11 protein-coding genes and 1 tRNA gene are annotated in these 14,999 nt (G+C 68.7%); 7 read left to right on the top strand and 5 right to left on the bottom strand.

The window, feature by feature from the left end; all coding sequences use genetic code 11:
• The first annotated feature begins 23 nt into the window (after window positions 1–23).
• On the top strand, window positions 24–191 hold the full coding sequence (locus tag ABIC66_RS06935) for a hypothetical protein (RefSeq protein ID WP_354068851.1): 168 nt from the start codon (window positions 24–26) through the stop codon (window positions 189–191).
• Here the strand turns inward: ABIC66_RS06935 and ABIC66_RS06940 are convergent.
• The 3 genes from ABIC66_RS06940 to ABIC66_RS06950 are packed head-to-tail and all read right to left on the bottom strand — an operon-like array spanning window position 161 to window position 4,013.
• Window positions 161–2,062 (bottom strand): hypothetical protein, encoded by a 1,902-nt coding sequence (locus ABIC66_RS06940; protein WP_354068853.1) that lies wholly within the window; start codon window positions 2,060–2,062, stop codon window positions 161–163. The genes ABIC66_RS06935 and ABIC66_RS06940 overlap by 31 nt on opposite strands.
• A gap of 8 nt (window positions 2,063–2,070) precedes the next feature.
• The gene (locus ABIC66_RS06945; protein ID WP_354068855.1) at window positions 2,071–2,508 is read right to left on the bottom strand and encodes a GtrA family protein; all 438 of its coding nucleotides are present in this window, start codon (window positions 2,506–2,508) and stop codon (window positions 2,071–2,073) included.
• A 2-nt stretch (window positions 2,509–2,510) separates the two neighbouring features.
• Window positions 2,511–4,013 (bottom strand): NAD(P)/FAD-dependent oxidoreductase, encoded by a 1,503-nt coding sequence (locus tag ABIC66_RS06950; protein WP_354068857.1) that lies wholly within the window; start codon window positions 4,011–4,013, stop codon window positions 2,511–2,513.
• 923 nt (window positions 4,014–4,936) lie between these two features.
• On the opposite strand from ABIC66_RS06950, the gene ABIC66_RS06955 reads away from it, so the two are divergent.
• The 3 genes from ABIC66_RS06955 to ABIC66_RS06965 all read left to right on the top strand — a co-directional run bounded on the left by ABIC66_RS06955 (window position 4,937) and on the right by ABIC66_RS06965 (window position 10,308).
• Window positions 4,937–7,819: a TonB-dependent receptor gene (locus ABIC66_RS06955; RefSeq protein ID WP_354068858.1), complete on the top strand. Its 2,883-nt coding sequence runs from the start codon at window positions 4,937–4,939 to the stop codon at window positions 7,817–7,819.
• A gap of 125 nt (window positions 7,820–7,944) precedes the next feature.
• Window positions 7,945–8,286, top strand: coding sequence for an EF-hand domain-containing protein (locus ABIC66_RS06960; protein WP_354068860.1), 342 nt, complete (start codon window positions 7,945–7,947; stop codon window positions 8,284–8,286).
• A gap of 150 nt (window positions 8,287–8,436) precedes the next feature.
• On the top strand, window positions 8,437–10,308 hold the full coding sequence (locus tag ABIC66_RS06965; RefSeq protein WP_354068861.1) for a glycoside hydrolase family 9 protein: 1,872 nt from the start codon (window positions 8,437–8,439) through the stop codon (window positions 10,306–10,308).
• 4 nt (window positions 10,309–10,312) lie between these two features.
• Here ABIC66_RS06965 and ABIC66_RS06970 read toward each other — a convergent pair whose 3' ends face one another.
• Window positions 10,313–10,918: a winged helix-turn-helix domain-containing protein gene (locus ABIC66_RS06970; protein ID WP_354068862.1), complete on the bottom strand. Its 606-nt coding sequence runs from the start codon at window positions 10,916–10,918 to the stop codon at window positions 10,313–10,315.
• Between the two features lie 105 nt (window positions 10,919–11,023).
• On the opposite strand from ABIC66_RS06970, the gene ABIC66_RS06975 reads away from it, so the two are divergent.
• Window positions 11,024–12,103 carry a S41 family peptidase gene (locus ABIC66_RS06975; RefSeq protein WP_354068863.1) on the top strand — a complete coding sequence of 360 codons (1,080 nt, stop codon included), beginning with the start codon at window positions 11,024–11,026 and terminating at the stop codon, window positions 12,101–12,103.
• On the opposite strand, the gene ABIC66_RS06980 is transcribed toward ABIC66_RS06975, so the two are convergent.
• Window positions 12,100–14,085: an alpha/beta hydrolase family protein gene (locus ABIC66_RS06980; protein ID WP_354068865.1), complete on the bottom strand. Its 1,986-nt coding sequence runs from the start codon at window positions 14,083–14,085 to the stop codon at window positions 12,100–12,102. The genes ABIC66_RS06975 and ABIC66_RS06980 overlap by 4 nt on opposite strands.
• A gap of 126 nt (window positions 14,086–14,211) precedes the next feature.
• On the opposite strand from ABIC66_RS06980, the gene ABIC66_RS06985 reads away from it, so the two are divergent.
• Both ABIC66_RS06985 and ABIC66_RS06990 read left to right on the top strand, forming a co-directional pair.
• A tRNA-Gly gene (locus ABIC66_RS06985) sits at window positions 14,212–14,286 on the top strand.
• Window positions 14,287–14,378: 92 nt separating this feature from the next.
• A complete protein-coding gene (locus ABIC66_RS06990; RefSeq protein WP_354068867.1) occupies window positions 14,379–14,969 on the top strand; it encodes an HD domain-containing protein in 591 nt (196 codons plus the stop codon).
• Window positions 14,970–14,999: the final 30 nt, after the last annotated feature.

Genomic DNA, 14,999 nt, shown 5'->3' on the forward strand with positions numbered 1-14,999 from the left:
GATGAAACGGACAGGAGACCATCATGTCGGTTCTGGCGATCCTGATTATTTCGAGCGTTTTCGTGCTGGCGGCGATGGTCGGCCTGGCCGACGCGATCGTGCATTTCGTCTGCTGGACCGCTGGCCGCCTGACGACGCCCGAGGCGACCGACAAGACCGATCAGTCGCCGGCGCACGGGATCACCGCGTAGCGGCTGGCCGTCAACCAACCGTTGGGTGTCACCTGCGTGAACGGGCGCCGCGGCGTCCAGTCTCGCGCCTTCAGTCCCGGCTCCAGGACGGCGTCTTTCCAATAGGCCCAGACGATCCACGCCGGCGCGTCCGGCGCGGCGCAGAACGCGCGAACGCTCGCCAGCCGAGGCGGCGGCGGCGGGGCGATCGCCGCGCGCGGCGATGTCAGCCAGTCGTCCTCGACCAGGCCGGACGCGATCAGGCGCCGGGCGCGGTCCTTGAGCTCCAGCGCCAGCGGCCGGGAGAACACCACGCCGGCCGATTGCAGCCTGCTGGTCCAGCTGGGCCGCCCCATCAACATCCACGGCTCGACGTCGCCCAACATCCAGAGCACCGCGCCGGGCCGCGACGCCGTCATGGCCGTTAGGACGGCGTCCCTGCCCTGGTCGCGCTCGCGCACGAACGGCGAGCGATCGTCCCAAAGCGCCAACGCCAGAACGCACAGCGCCGCCACGCCGACAATTCGGAAGGCCGCCGCCGGTCGCCAGCCCCAGGCCAGCCCCGCGCCGACCATCAGGCCGACGAGCAGGCTCGGCAGATCGCTGGCCCAGACGAAGACCAGGCCGAAAGGCCAGGCCGACGGCATGGCCGCCAGGGCGCCCGCCAGGTCGATGACGCGCAGCGCGCCGTAGGCGATCGCCGCCGCCGCCAAGGCGCAGACAGCGGCTCCGCCGATCAGCGCGGGGCGGCTTAAGCGGATCCTTTGCCCCCACAGCACGCACAGCAGGCCGATGGGCGCGACGATCAGCGCCAGGTGGCTGGCCTCGCGGAAGATCCAGGCCACGCCCAGCAGGGCCAGTCCCCACAGGCTCAGCGGCCCACGCCTGGGCAGTTCGGCGCACAGCAGGGCCATGCTGGCGGCGGCCAGCACCGCCGCCGGCTGCAACGCCCGCCAGGTCTGCATCTGCAGGAACAGCAGCAGCGACAGGCGCTCGCCGAGAAGCGCCGACACCGCCACGCCCAGTAAGCCGGCGGCCAGGGCGCCCACGGCCAGCCGGCGCGGCGCGTCTCGCAGCAGCGCGGCGCCGGCGGCGAGGCTGCAGAGGTGAAGCGCGATCAGGCTCCAGGTCTCAACGGGCCATTGCGACGGGAAGACGATCGGGCTGCGCCTTTCGACGACGGCGCGCCAGGCCGGCTCCATCACCGTGACGATGCGGTCGGCGAACGGCAGGCGCAGCAGGCCAGCGAGCGCCGCCAGCGCCAGGCCGGCCAGGGCGGCCCACAGCCAGCGACGGTCCTCCAGGCAGAGGGCCAGGCCGATGGCGGCGGCCGAGCACAGGCCCATGATGGGATGGAACAGCATGCCCGCCGCGCAGGCGGCCAGGCCCAGGATCCTGCGTCCCGACAGATAGGCGGCCATGCCGGCCAGGCCCGCGGCCTCGGCCAGCCCCCGGGGCGTGGCGTAGGGTTCGGCATAGCTCAGCGCGTTCAGCGGCCCGTACGACGGCGGCAGCGCCACGATGAGCATCAGGGCCGCCCAGCGCACGGCCGGCGGACGATCGGCCAGCAGCCGCTCGACCAGCAGCGCCGCCGCGGCGAACCACAGGGTCAGGGTCAGGACGACAATCGCCATCGTCCCGCCCGACGGCCCCAGCATGGCGATCAGCCGGGCCAGGATCGGCGTGTACAGGCTGAAGCCGAACTGGCCGTCGTGGACGAACATCAGGTCCTGGCCCACGCCGGCCGGGTCAAGCTTGGCTAGGGCGTCGGCGATATAGAGGCGGCCGTCGTGATAGACGCCGGGATAGGGACGGCTGAGCAGGAAGACGCTGAACGCGGCCAGCAGGCCCAGCCCCCGGTCGGCGGCGAAACGCGCGGGGCGGCCCGGCATGAGGCTCCTCAAGTCCGGGCGGCGTCGACGCCGGGCGCGCGGAACAGCAGCGCCCGGCGGACGGTGAAGTTGAACACGAACACGAGGCCCGCGGTCGGGATCTTGGCCAGGCCCGGCGTCATGCGCAGCGCCTCGACCCACAGCGCCATCAGGCCCTGGGTCAGGATCAGGCCGGCCAGGCCGACGCCGAGAAAGCCGAGAAACTCGCGCTTGCGGTCGGCGACGAGCCGATGGCGGAACACCACCGAGACCGACAGCCCGTAGGTCACGCCGATGCCGCTAGTGAAGCCGGTCGCCGAGGCGAGCAGATAGTTCACCCCCAGCTTGGTCAGGACCAGCAGCAGGCCCCAGTCGACCCCCAGCGCCAGGGCGCTGGCGAAACCGTAGAGCAGCAGCTCCCGCAGCCCTTCAGGCAGCCGCCGCCAGAGCTGTCGCGCAAGACCCATGGTTAGGCGGCGACCTTCTTGGGCACGGCGCGTTCGCTGCGCAGGGCCGCGCGGGCGCCGGAGACCCCGGCTTCGCCGTACTCGGCGTCCTCGTTGACCTCCCACACGTCGTGGACGATCTCGCCGGCGATGATGTTCTCGGCCGTCAAGAGGCCGGTCATCATGGCGTGGTCCTGGTTGTTGTACTTGTGCATGCCGTTGCGGCCGACCAGATGCAGGCCCGGGAAGTGCATCTTCAGGTCCAGGCGGATCATCTTGATGTGCTCGGCATAGGCGTCGTCATAGACCGGATAGGCCTTGGGCTGGCGCACCACGCAGGCGTCGTAGACATCGGCCGGCTCCATCAGGCCGATCTTGCCGATCTCGCGCTTGGCCTGGGCGACCAGGTCCTCGTCGGAGCTGGTCCACAGGCCGTCGCCCTCGAAGCAGAAGTACTCCAGGCCCAGGCAGGTCGAGACGCCGTCCGGGATCATCTCCGGCGACCACGAGCGGAAGTTCTGCACGCGGCCGACCTTCACCGACGGATCGTGGATGTAGATCCAGTTGTCCGGCAGCTCCTTCTGCGGCTTGCCGATCAGCACCACGGTGATGAAGTCGCGATACATCAGCTCGCCGGCGTGGAAGACGCTGATCGGCGTAGGCGACACGGCGTGCATCAGCTCGCGGATCGGGGCCGAGGAGACGACGCTGTCGGCCGTGTAGATCTCTTTCTTGCCGTCCGCGCCGGTCACCGAGACGGTCCAGATCTTGGCCAGCTTGTCATGGTGCAGACCGTCGACCTTGCGGCCCATCCGGACCTCGCCGCCCAGGGCGGTGATCTTCTCGGCGCAGGCCTCCCACATCATGCCGGGGCCTTTTCGGGGATAGCGGAAGCTCTCGATCAGGGTCTTGGGCGAACCCTCAACGCCGGCCTTGGCCTTGACCCCCAGCGAGCGCTTGACGCCGTCGATGATGGCGGCGGCCAGGTCCAGGCCCTTGATGCGCTGGCTGGCCCAGTCGGCCGAGATCTCGTCGCAGCTCATGCCCCACACCTTCTCGGTGTAGGTCTTGAAGAAGATCGAGAACAGCTTCTCGCCGAACTGGTTGCGGACCCATTCGTGGAAGGTGGTGGGCGCGGCGATCGGGCGGAACTTGGCCCAGCCGAACGAGGCCATGCACTTGGCGGCCGTCCAGACGCCCAGGTTCGCCAGCGCCTCGAAGGCCTTCAGCGGATAGGCGTAGAACTTCTCGCGATAATAGATCCGCGACAGGCGCGGGCGGTCGATGAAGTCGTCGGGCAGGATCTCGTTCCAGAGGTCGACGATCTCCTGGCTCTTCGAGAAGAACCGGTGGCCGCCGATGTCGAACTTGAAGCCCTTGTAGTCGACGGTCCGGCTGATGCCGCCGACATAGGTCGGGTCCATCTCCAGCACGGTCACGCCCCGCCCGGCCTTGGCCAGGGTATAGGCGGTCGTCAGGCCCGCCGGGCCGGCGCCGATCACCAAGGTTTCCACGTGCTGGGCCATGCCCGCCCCTCCAATCCCATTTCAGTACAGCATGGGGTCGGATGGTTAAGGCGGCCTCCCCAGCCATGGTGAATCCCGGTTAATCGTGAATCTGGGACGATGGGTCGCGGACGGCCCGCGAGGCGCACGGCGTCGCCGCTTCACGCGGCCTGGCCGCTGAAGGTGGTGGGGAGGCGACGGAGCGGCCGGGCGAACCCGGAGACCGTGAGGTTGATTTTACGTTTCGGCTCGGACGACCGCTCCGCCAGGCTGTTCTTGCCCGTGAGGACGGCGGGCGTGAGCGTTGTCTGCTCGGGCCTCCGTTACCCCCGGACGGGCGTGGACCAAGTCGATCGGCTACTCCGTCTCGACCCCGACGATCCACGATAGGCGGCTTGTACGATCACCGCCCTGTCGCTCCGCTGTCGGCTTGACCCCGGACGGTCCTGCCACCCGTGCGCGCTCCTAAAGAGTAAGCCACACGACCTGACTTGACCGCTCGGGAACCGCCAGCGGCCCCGCTCAACCTATCCCCATCGCCGCTTTGGGCCGGATCCAAGCGCCCTCCCCTCGCGACGGGGACAGCTCTGAGTATGAGGCGGGTCTGAGCGCGGATCATTCAGGATCGCGTAAAAGTGAGAAGTCATTGATTTCGTGGAGTTCGATCTCGCGAACGCCGGGGATACAACACGCTCAATCCCCGTACTTTCATGCTCCCTCTTCCGTAGGGAGAGGATTTCGTGCGCCCCTCCCAACTTTCCGGCGAGCACCGTGTACCGCAGCTTGCAGCGGCGTCATTTGTCGTACATATATCGTCTAACTTGTGAGACTCACTCTCAATATGTGGGAATTTTGCAAGGCAGAGCGCTGAACCGGGTCAACCGGGAGCCTCGGGTTGGAAACATCAGGGGCGCGGCGCGGTCGGCCCCCGTCAGGAGGTCCCCATGTCGTCGTCCAAGCAGGGCTGGAATTCGGGTTGCTCGTTGCTGGCCCTGGCATTTGTTGGTGCGATGGCCGCAACCGGCGCCCACGCCCAGGCCGCGCCCGACAACACGGTCGAGGAAGTGGTCGTCACCGGCTTCCGCGAGAGCCTGAAGAGCGCCTTGAACGTCAAGCGGCAGTCCTCGGGCGTGGTCGACGCCATCAAGGCCGAGGACATCGCCGACTTCCCCGACGCCAACCTGGCCGAGTCGATCCAGCGAGTGCCCGGCGTCTCGATCACGCGGGTCGCCGGCGAGGGGCGCACGATCACCGTCCGCGGCCTGCCGCCGGCCTTCACCCGCGTCCGCATCAACGGCATGGAAGCCCAGTCGACCAGCGGCGCGACCACCAGCGACCGCGGCGCGAACCTGGGTCGCGGCTTCGACTTCAACACCTTCGCCTCGGAGCTGTTCAGCGGCATCACGGTGCGCAAGACCGCCCAGGCCGAGGTGATCGAAGGCTCGCTGGGCGCCACCGTCGACCTGGAGACCGCTCGCCCGCTGGACCAGAAGGGCCTGACCTTCGTTCTGGGCGCCGCGGCCGGCTGGAATGACCTGGCCAAGAACGTCGACCCCAAGTTCACCGCCGTGGTCGGAAATCGCTGGGACACCGCCTGGGGCGAGTTCGGGGCGCAGGCCTCGCTGGCCTACAGCAAGCGCAAGTTCCTCGAGGACCAGTGGGGCTCGGGCGGCTGGAACCCCGCGACGGTCGACGGCGGCTTCTGCACGCCCGTGGGCCGCGCGCCGCAGAACCCGGCCGACAACGCCGCCAACGGCACCGACGCCTTCAACTGCGCGACCGGCGTGGCGCGGCCGGCGCCCACCGACACCGTCTTCGACCAGGCCAACCGCTCGACCGTATTCTTCCCGCGCCTGCCCCGCTACGGGCGCTTCCACCACGACCAGGAGCGCACCGGCGCCACCCTGGCCCTGCAGTGGAAGCCGACCTCGCGCACGTCGCTGAGCTTCGACGCCCTCTATTCGAACTATGACGTCAAGCGCGAGGAGAACTGGCTGGAGGGCTTCTCGTTCGCCCGCGCCATCAGCCAGAATGGCAAGCCGCAGACGGCCGTGCGCGAGCTCGTTTTGCGCAACGCCGGGACCAGCCACACAGCCGGCGCCAACTTCGGCCAGACGGTCTATGACGTCGACTTCGCCCGCTTCGACGGCGTCGATCTGCGCTCGGACACCCAGCACGACGAGTTCCAGAACGTCTTCCAGCAGTACACCTTCGCCGGGACGCACGAGCTGACCGACCGGATCACCGTCAAGGGCCTGATCGGCTACTCGAAGTCCGACTACGACCAGCCGATGACGACGACGATCATGTTCCAGCGGCCCAATACGAGCATGACGATCGACTTCCGCAAGAACCGCGACCAGCCGACCATCACCCACGGCTTCGACGTTACCGACGCGACCCAGTACAGCTTCGCGGCTCCCAACGCCGAGGTGCGGCTGCAGCAGATCTTCACGACCAACATCTACAAGACCGCCGACCTGAACCTGGCCTGGGCCGTCGACGACGCCCTGACGATCAAGGTCGGCGGGCACTATGACGAGTTCTCGTTCGACACCTCGGCCTATCAGCGGCCGAATAACTTCCTGGTCCCGACCATGACCTCGGCCGAGCTGAAGGCGGTGACCAAGGTGGTCAGCGGCTTCGGCGGCCACGGCATCGACGCCGGCGTCTTCCCGTCGGCCTGGGCGACCATCGACTACGACAAGTTCGTCGCCGGCCAGAACCTCTACAGCAAGACCGGCCTCTACAACCTGGTCCCCAACTATGGCGGCATCCGCCGCGTCGACGAGAAGGTCACCTCCGGTTATCTGCAGGCCGACCTGAAGACCGAGATCGGCGGCGTGCCGGTGCGCGGCGACGTCGGCTTCCGCATCGCCAAGACCGAACTGGAGTCGCGCGGCTACCAGATCGGCCTGACGCCGCAGCAGGTCACCGCCGAACACAGCTATACCGACGTCCTGCCGTCGCTGAACATCTCGGTGGACGCCACGCCGGACCTGGTGCTGCGCTTCTCGGGCGCCAAGACCGTGTCGCGGCCCGAGCTGGGCTTCCTGACGCCCGGCGGCAGCCTGAACCTGACCGGCACCCCGTCGATGACCTCGGGCAACCCGACCCTGGATCCGATCCGCGCCTGGACGGCCGATGTCGGCGCCGAGTGGTACTTCGCCCCCGGCGCGATCCTGGGCGTGGGCTTGTTCTACAAGGACATCGAGACCTATGTGCAGAACCAGTCGCAGCAGCTGACCTTCCGTCAGACCGGCTTGCCGATGGCGCTGCTGGGGTCGTCGGGCGTCGATCCGGACAACACCCCGATCACCGTCACCCGGCCCCTGAACACGCCGGGCGGCCCGCTGAAGGGTTTCGAGATCAACTACCAGCAGGCCTTCACCTTCCTGCCAGGCCTGCTGCGCCACACGGGCGCGCTGTTCAACTACACCTATGTCGACAGCCAGATTGACTACTTCCTGGCTGCCGGCGGCGTCACCACCAACGACCTCGTCGGCCTGTCGAAAAACGCCTACAACGCCACCCTCTACTACGAGGACGAGAAGTTCAGCGCCCGCGTCTCGGCCTCGTATCGCGACAAGTCGATCGTCGCCCTCCCCGCCAACAACCCGCTGCAGGACCTGGAAGGCTATTCACCGAACCTGACCTTCGACATGGCCGCCTCGTACCAGATCAGCGACCACTTCAAGCTGTCGCTGGAGGGGCTGAACATCTTCGACCGCTTCAACCGGCAGTTCATCGACTCCGACCGGGACAGCACGTTCGTCTACACCCACACCGGCCGGCAGTTCAGCCTGGGCCTGCAGTACAAGTTCTAGCCCGGCGCGGGTGGGCTCCCGGCCTCGGGACGCCCGCCCGATCCCGCCGCAATCGCGAAATAAGCCCGCAACAATTGGGGCCGAAGAGCGATCCGGGACATTCATCGGGGAAGGAAACACCCTCCATGCGCCGCACGCTTCTCGTCGCGCTCGCCTCACTCACCACGCTCGCCGGAACCACCGCCCTGGCTCAGGAAGGCCCGCCCCCGGGACCGCCGCGCCAGATGCCGGCTCCGGAAGACGTCTTCAAGCGCTGGGACGCCAACGCCGACGGCGTCGTCGACAAGGCCGAATGGACGGGCGCTGGCCGTCCGGAAGAGCGCTTCGCCATGATCGACGCCGACAAGGACGGCAAGATCACGCTCGCGGAGCTGAAGACCGCCTTCGAACAGATGCGCGCCCGTCGCATGCAGCAAGGCTTCCCGCCCCCCGGTCCGCCGCCGGAAGGCGCTCCGCCGCAGAACTAAGCGCGCCTCAAAGCCGCTTCGAACGCCGCCCGATCCGCTCGGGCGGCGTTTTTCGTTCCGGCCTCGCGCCCAGAGATACCGCTAACAAAGGCCGTGACAACGCTGTCGTCCAGCCGCTAGCTTGACGACAAGGCGCGCCCGCGACGCGTCATGGAGGAAGCGTCGATGATCCCGGTCCTGCCTTTTGTCTCCCTCCTGGCCCTGACCGGCGCCGCGCGGGCCGAGGAAGCGCCTCGCCCCATCCGCCTGAACCAGACCGGCCTCGAAGCCTCGGGCCCCAAGCGCGCCGTGCTGGCCGATCCCGCGACCGCGCCGCTGGACTGGACCCTGCTGGACGCGTCGGGCGCGGTCGTCGCCGGGGGCAAGACCAGGGTGTTCGGCGACGACGCCGCCTCGGGCGAGCACGTCCACCAGATCGACTTCTCGGCCGTCCGCAAGACCGGCGACGGCTATCGCCTGAAGGTCGGAGCCGCCGAGAGCCGCCCGTTCGCCCTGAAGGCCAGGCCGGACGGCCAGCTGACCCGCGCGGCCCTGTCGTTCTTCTACCAACAGCGGGCCAGCGTCCCGATCGAGGCCCGCTTCGTCGAGCGCCCGGATCTGGCCCGCCCCGCCGGCCACGCGCCGGACAAGGCGACCTGCTTCGACCAGGCCGACGAGCGCGGCCAGGTCTGGCCCGGCTGCGACTACACCCTGGACGCCAGCGGCGGCTGGTACGACGCCGGGGACCAGGGCAAGTACGTGGTCAACGGCGGCATTTCCGTCTGGACCCTGGTCAACGCCTATGAGCGCGCCGCCGTGCTCAAGCGCCCCGGCGCGCTGAAGGCCCTCGGCGACGGCTCGCAAGCCCTGCCCGAGAACGCCAACGGCGTCCCCGACATCCTCGACGAGGCCCGGTTCGAGCTGACCTTCCTGCTGGCCATGCAGGTTCCCGAGGGCAAGACCCTGCAGGTCCCGATCGGCAAACAGAAGCCGGTCGACGGCAAGCTGGTCCTGACCGCGATCGACGCCGCGGGCATGGCCCATCAGAAGCTGGCCGACCGCAATTGGACGGCCCTGCCGACCGCCCCGGCCGACGACAGGCAGACCCGCTATCTCTACTATCCCACCACCGGCGCGACCCTGAACCTGGCCGCCGTGGCCGCCCAGGCCGCGCGGGTGTGGAAGCCGATCGATCCGGCGTTCGCGGCAAAGTGTCTGGACGCCGCCCGCCGCGCCTTCGCCGCCGCGCAGGCTCACCCGGACATCTACGCCATCGGCCCCTTCACCGGCAGCGGCGGCTATGGCGACGGCGACCTGACCGACGAGGCCTACTGGGCCGCCGCCGAGCTCTACGCGACGACCGGTGAGGCGCGGTACGAGAAGGCCCTGCGCGCTTCGCCCCTGTTCCTGGCCTCACCGACCGCCGGCGCCCGACCGACCGGCGACATCAGCTGGGGTTCGGTCGGGGCGCTGGGCACGATGACCCTGGCTTTGGCGCCCAGCGGCCTGAAGCCCGCCGAGGTGGCCCAGGCCCGCGCCAACCTGATCGCCAGCGCCGGCAAGTATCTGGGCGACGACCTGGGCCAGGGCTACGCCCTGCCCTTTGCCGGGCCGGGCTATCCGTGGGGCTCGAACAGCTCGGTGCTGAACCGCGTGCTCGTGCTGGGCGTCGCCTATGACTTCACCGGCGAGATCGCCTATCGCCTCGGCGCGGTCGACGCCTTGGACTACGTCCTGGGCCGCAACCCGCTGGACCGCTCGTACGTCACCGGCTTCGGCGCGCGGCCGATGCGCCATCCGCACCATCGCTTCTGGGCCCACCAGGCCGATCCGGCCTATCCCGAGCCGCCGGCCGGGGTGCTGTCCGGCGGCCCCAACTCGACCAGTATGAGCGACCCTGTGGCCAAGGACATGAAGGCCCAATGCCGGCCCCAGACCTGCTGGACCGACGACTACCGCGCCTTCACCCAGAACGAGGTGGCGATCAACTGGAACGCTCCGCTGGTCTGGGCCTCGGCCTTCCTGGACGACACGGCGCGATAGACTCTCAGCGTTCGACGAGTTCGCGCGGGATCCCGGGCGCCTCGCAGCCCGGCGACGAGGGCTTGGGCGGCGCGCTCTGGGCGGCCGAGGGAACGCCCTCGCCCCGGATCACCTGGACCTGCCGCAGGCAGCGGCCGTCGGCCGTGCGTTCCATGCGGACCTTGCGGATCTCGAACTTGCGCGGCTCGGCGGCCTTGGCCCACGCATAGGCGCCGACGCCGCCCGCCCCGCCGACCGCGATGGCCAACACCGCGCCCGCCGCCACCCAGGCCGGCCCCAACGACCAACGCTGCGCGGGCGGCAGACGCCCCGGGGGGTCCTCGAAGATCCAGCGATAGCCCAGCTTGGGCACGGTCTCGATGAAGCGGGGCGCGCGAGCGTCGTCGCCCAGGGCCCGGCGCAGCTTGGCCACCGCCTGGCTCAGCGCCTCGTCGGACCCGTCGACCTCGCCCCAGACCGTCTCGATCAAGTGGTCGCGCGAGGCCGTCAGGCCGGGCCGCTCCACCAGCGTCATCAGCAGGTCGAAGACGCGCGGCTCCAGATTGCTCGCCCCCGACGGCGCGCGCACGCGGCGGCTCTCGACGTCGATCGACACCTCGCCGAACGCCATTCGCGGCGGGTTTCGCGACAGTTCAGCTTTCCGAGAGATTTCCGTCAGGACTTCCACGCGTCGATCGACTCCCCATCCGTCTCATTACGCATAAGGAGATGAACTGTGCGGCGCAATTTGGTCATCGCGATCGGGGCCAGCCTGGCCCTGGCCACCCTCCAACCCGTCCTGGCCCAGGAGCAGCCTCCGCCGCCCGCCCCCGCGCCCGTCGCGGCCTCGCCCGCCGACTACGCTGCGGCGATCGAGAGCCTGGCCGGCAAGCTGGAGACCGCCTATGTCGAGCCGGCCCAGGGTCAGCGGTACGCGGCGATGCTGCGGGCCAACAAGGCCACCTACATCCAGATCACCGATCCGATGGCGCTGGCCAAGCGCCTGACCGACGACCTGCGGGCAGTGCACCCCGACAACCATCTGCGCGTGGCGTTAGGCTCGCCGGACGGCGGGCCCGGTGGCGGGCCCCGCCGCATGCGCATCGGTCCCGGGCCGGCCCCCGGCCCTGGTCCTGGTCCTGGTCCTGGCGGACCGCGCCCGCCGGCCATCGAGGATCCCAAATGGATCGCCGACGGCGTCGCCTACATCAAGTTCAACATGTTCGACGGCGCGCCCGAGACCCTGGCGACGCTAGACGCCTTCATGAAGGAGCACGCCGACGCCAAGGCGATCATCTTCGACGCTCGCACCCATCGCGGCGGCGGCCCGGCCGAGATGAACGTCATGCTGCCCTATCTCTACGCCCAGCCAACACGGCTGGTCAGCATGGACATGGCCCAGTCGGTCGTCGACATGCGAGGCGATCCGACGCGCGGGGATCCCAACATGCGCCCGGTCAGCGCGCCCAAGGGCGTCAATCGCCGCGAGCACTGGGTGACCCCCAACGCCGAGACCCGCCTGCGGGACGCCAAGGTCTTCTACCTGACCTCAACTCGCACCGGCTCGGCCGCCGAGCACCTGGCCCTGGCCTTCAAGCGCACCCACCGCGCCATCCTGGTGGGCGAGCATACCGGCGGGGCCAACCACTTCGGCGGCTTCGAACCCCTGGGCGCGGGCCTGGCCGCCTTCATCCCCGTGGGCCGGACCTTCGATCCGGACACCGACTGGGACTGGGAAGGCGTCGGCATCCAACCGGACGTCGCCGTCCCGGCCGATCAGGCCCTGGACAAGGCGCTGGAGCTGGCCAAGGGCTAGAGGCCCAGCGACGCTTTCAGGAACGCGTCGGCCCGGCTCAGCATCTGGCCGCGGGTCGGCGCGTCGTCCAGCTGGTGGTCGAGGCCGGGATAGACGATCAGCTCCGATTTGGCGCCGGCGCTCTTCAGCCTGGCTTGCATCAGGCGGGATTCGCCGACGCCGACATTGACGTCCTGGTCGCCATGGAACAGCAGGACCGGCGCCTTGATCTTCTCGGCGTTCTGGGCGGGCGAGCCCTCCTTGACGTGCGGACCGCGCCCGATGAACGCATCGACGACCTTGTAGTTGGTGAAATCCTTGAATTCCTGACGCCAGCTCTCCAGGTCGGTGACCGGCGCGACGGCGACGATGGCCTTGAACAGGTCGGGATCCGCCACCCCGCTCTGCAGCGCCGCGTAGCCGCCATAGGACCAGCCGACGATCGCGAGCTTGCCCGGCGCGGCGATCCCTTGAGCGGTCAGCCAGCGGCCGGCGTCGGCGACGTCGCCGATCGCCGTCTTCCACGACTGGAAGCCGTTCTTCTGGAACCACGCTTCGCCATAGCCGGACGAGCCCCGGAAGTTGGGCTGCAACACCGCGTAGCCCTGATGGGCGAAGTACTGCGACAGCCAGTCGAAGCCCCACTCGTCGCGGGCGCTGGGTCCTCCGTGCGGCATCACGATGGCCGGGATGTTCTTGCCGTCCGAGCCGGGCGGCAGAGTCAGATAGGCGGGGATCGCCGCGCCGTCAGCCGCCGCGTAGGTGATCGCCTTGACCGGCGCCAACTTGTAGCCGGCCAGATCCGGGCGTTCGGGCATCACCTCGGCCAGGCGCTTGGTGTTGCGGTCGTACAGGTAGTAGCGGCCAGGATCGATGTCGCTGCCGGCCCAGAGCAGAAGCCGCTTCTCGTCCAGGCTGGCGTCGACGAAGCTCACGCGCGGATTGCCCGGCAGCGCCTTGGTCAGGGCCGCCTCCAGGCCTTTCAGGCCCTGATCGAAGAACACGGTCTGGCGCTTGTCGGTGACGAAGCTGGCCCCGACCACGCGGTGTTGCCGCCCGACCCGCACCAACTGGTCCACGTCGACATCGTCGCGCGCCACCAGGACCTCGCGCTTCCACGAGCCGTCCAGCGAGACCCGCACCACCGCGTCGCGGCCGTTCACCGGCTGAAAACCGTAGACGGCGTTCAGGTCGCGATCGACCGCTTCGGGCCGGAAGTCCGCCAGCTCGACCGTGCGCGGGATCGGCTGCCACGCCCCGCCGGCGGCCGGACGATGGAAATAGATCACCGGTCCGATGATGTAGCCGGTGCTGTTCTTCGGCGCGATGGCCATGACCCGCAGCGCGCCGTGCTGGTCGGAGACGTAGCTTATGACGTCGCCGCGCGGCGCCTCGACGCCCGTCCGGGTCATATCCCCGGTGTCGACGCGCTCGACGGCCAAGCCCTTCTTCTCGCCCTTGCCCAACAGGTTGCCCGTCGAGACCTCGCCCTCGTACTGGCGAGTCATCAGCACAGCGCCGCTGGTGTCGTCGGCCAGCCAATCGATGATCGCGCCGCCATCCTGGTGGAAACCCAGTTCCCAGCCGGACGGCTTGGCCGAAAGCTCTCGCGGGTCGGACCCGTCGGCGTTGACCGCCAGCAGACGTCCGTACTGCATCCGCTTCCAGTCGGTCTTCAGCAGCATGTAGAGCTCGCAGACCAAGCGCGTGTTCGACACCCAGCCGCAGCCCATCAGCCGGTAGGGCTTGCCGTCTGCCGTCAGGATCGGCTTGGGCTGGCCGCCGCCATCCAGCTTCGCCACGAAGACGGCGCTGGCCTGGCCCTCGGCCAGGGGCTGGACCAGGGCGATCGACTGCCCGTCCGGCGAAAGGCTGGCGCTCAGCACGGCGGGCCGCGCTCCGAATGCCCTGGCGGCGTCCGTGTCGGCCGCCAATGCCGCGCCATATGGCGTCAGCGCGAAACAGGCCAGGCCGGCAAGGGTCCGGCGAGAAAGCTTGTGCATGTGAATCGACTTGAAATTGCGCCCCGATGACTCCCCCACTAGAGGTCAAGCTTGGCTCCGAGATCAAGTCGTCCCATCCGCCGCTTGAGTAGCCGCCCGAGGCAAGCTAAACGGAGCGTCCCTTAGGCGGGCGTAGTTCAGAGGTAGAACGCAAGCTTCCCAAGCTTGATGTCGGGGGTTCGATTCCCCCCGCCCGCTCCAATGTCCCCTCCCTACCCGCGTTGACGGCTGTTCGTTGACCTAGGCCGGCTTCCGGCGCACGATCGCTCAAACAGACGTTTGGGAGAAACGCCATGGCCGACGGCGAGGATCATCCGCGCGCGAAATTTCACGCCATGACCGACGGCACGGCCGAGGACTGGGGGATCATCGCCTCGGCGGCCGTGGAATTCGGCCGCGACCTGCCCACCCGGCTGATCGCCCACCTGAACCTCTTGAAAGGCGACTGCGGCGGCTTCGCCATCGATCGGCTGGAGCACAGCCTGCAGACCGCCACCCGCGCCCACCAGGCCGGCGAGGACGAGGAATATGTCGTCTGCGCCCTGCTGCACGACATCGGCGACATCCTGGGCCCGCGCAATCACGCCGACATCGCCGCGGCGATCCTGCAGCCCTTCGTGTCGGAGCGGAACCACTGGATGGTGGCGCACCACGCCATCTTCCAGGGCTACTACTTCTTTCACCACCTGGGCCTGGACCGCGACATGCGCGATCAGTTCCGCGGCCATCCGGACTTCGAGCACACCGCCAAGTTCTGCCACGTGTACGATCAGGAAGCCTTCGACCCCAGCTTCAAGTCGATGCCGCTGGAAGCCTTCGAGCCGATGCTGCAGCGGGTGATGACCGCACCGAAGCGGTCGATCTACCTGCGGGCGGCGTCCTAAAATCCGCTCTCCCCGGCTTTCGCCGGGGAG

The organism is Caulobacter sp. 1776 (genome assembly GCF_040545685.1).
Lineage (GTDB): Bacteria > Pseudomonadota > Alphaproteobacteria > Caulobacterales > Caulobacteraceae > Caulobacter.

Bases quoted from the DNA above. Each gene is read 5' to 3' on its own strand.
- ABIC66_RS06990 (WP_354068867.1), top strand. From the start codon at position 14,379: ATGGCCGACGGCGAGGATCATCCGCGCGCGAAATTTCACGCCATGACC.
- ABIC66_RS06965 (WP_354068861.1), top strand. From the start codon at position 8,437: ATGGAGGAAGCGTCGATGATCCCGGTCCTGCCTTTTGTCTCCCTCCTG.
- ABIC66_RS06940 (WP_354068853.1), bottom strand. From the start codon at position 2,062: ATGCCGGGCCGCCCCGCGCGTTTCGCCGCCGACCGGGGGCTGGGCCTG.
- ABIC66_RS06970 (WP_354068862.1), bottom strand. From the start codon at position 10,918: ATGGCGTTCGGCGAGGTGTCGATCGACGTCGAGAGCCGCCGCGTGCGC.
- ABIC66_RS06935 (WP_354068851.1), top strand. From the start codon at position 24: ATGTCGGTTCTGGCGATCCTGATTATTTCGAGCGTTTTCGTGCTGGCG.
- ABIC66_RS06945 (WP_354068855.1), bottom strand. From the start codon at position 2,508: ATGGGTCTTGCGCGACAGCTCTGGCGGCGGCTGCCTGAAGGGCTGCGG.
- ABIC66_RS06980 (WP_354068865.1), bottom strand. From the start codon at position 14,085: ATGCACAAGCTTTCTCGCCGGACCCTTGCCGGCCTGGCCTGTTTCGCG.
- ABIC66_RS06955 (WP_354068858.1), top strand. From the start codon at position 4,937: ATGTCGTCGTCCAAGCAGGGCTGGAATTCGGGTTGCTCGTTGCTGGCC.
- ABIC66_RS06950 (WP_354068857.1), bottom strand. From the start codon at position 4,013: ATGGCCCAGCACGTGGAAACCTTGGTGATCGGCGCCGGCCCGGCGGGC.
- ABIC66_RS06960 (WP_354068860.1), top strand. From the start codon at position 7,945: ATGCGCCGCACGCTTCTCGTCGCGCTCGCCTCACTCACCACGCTCGCC.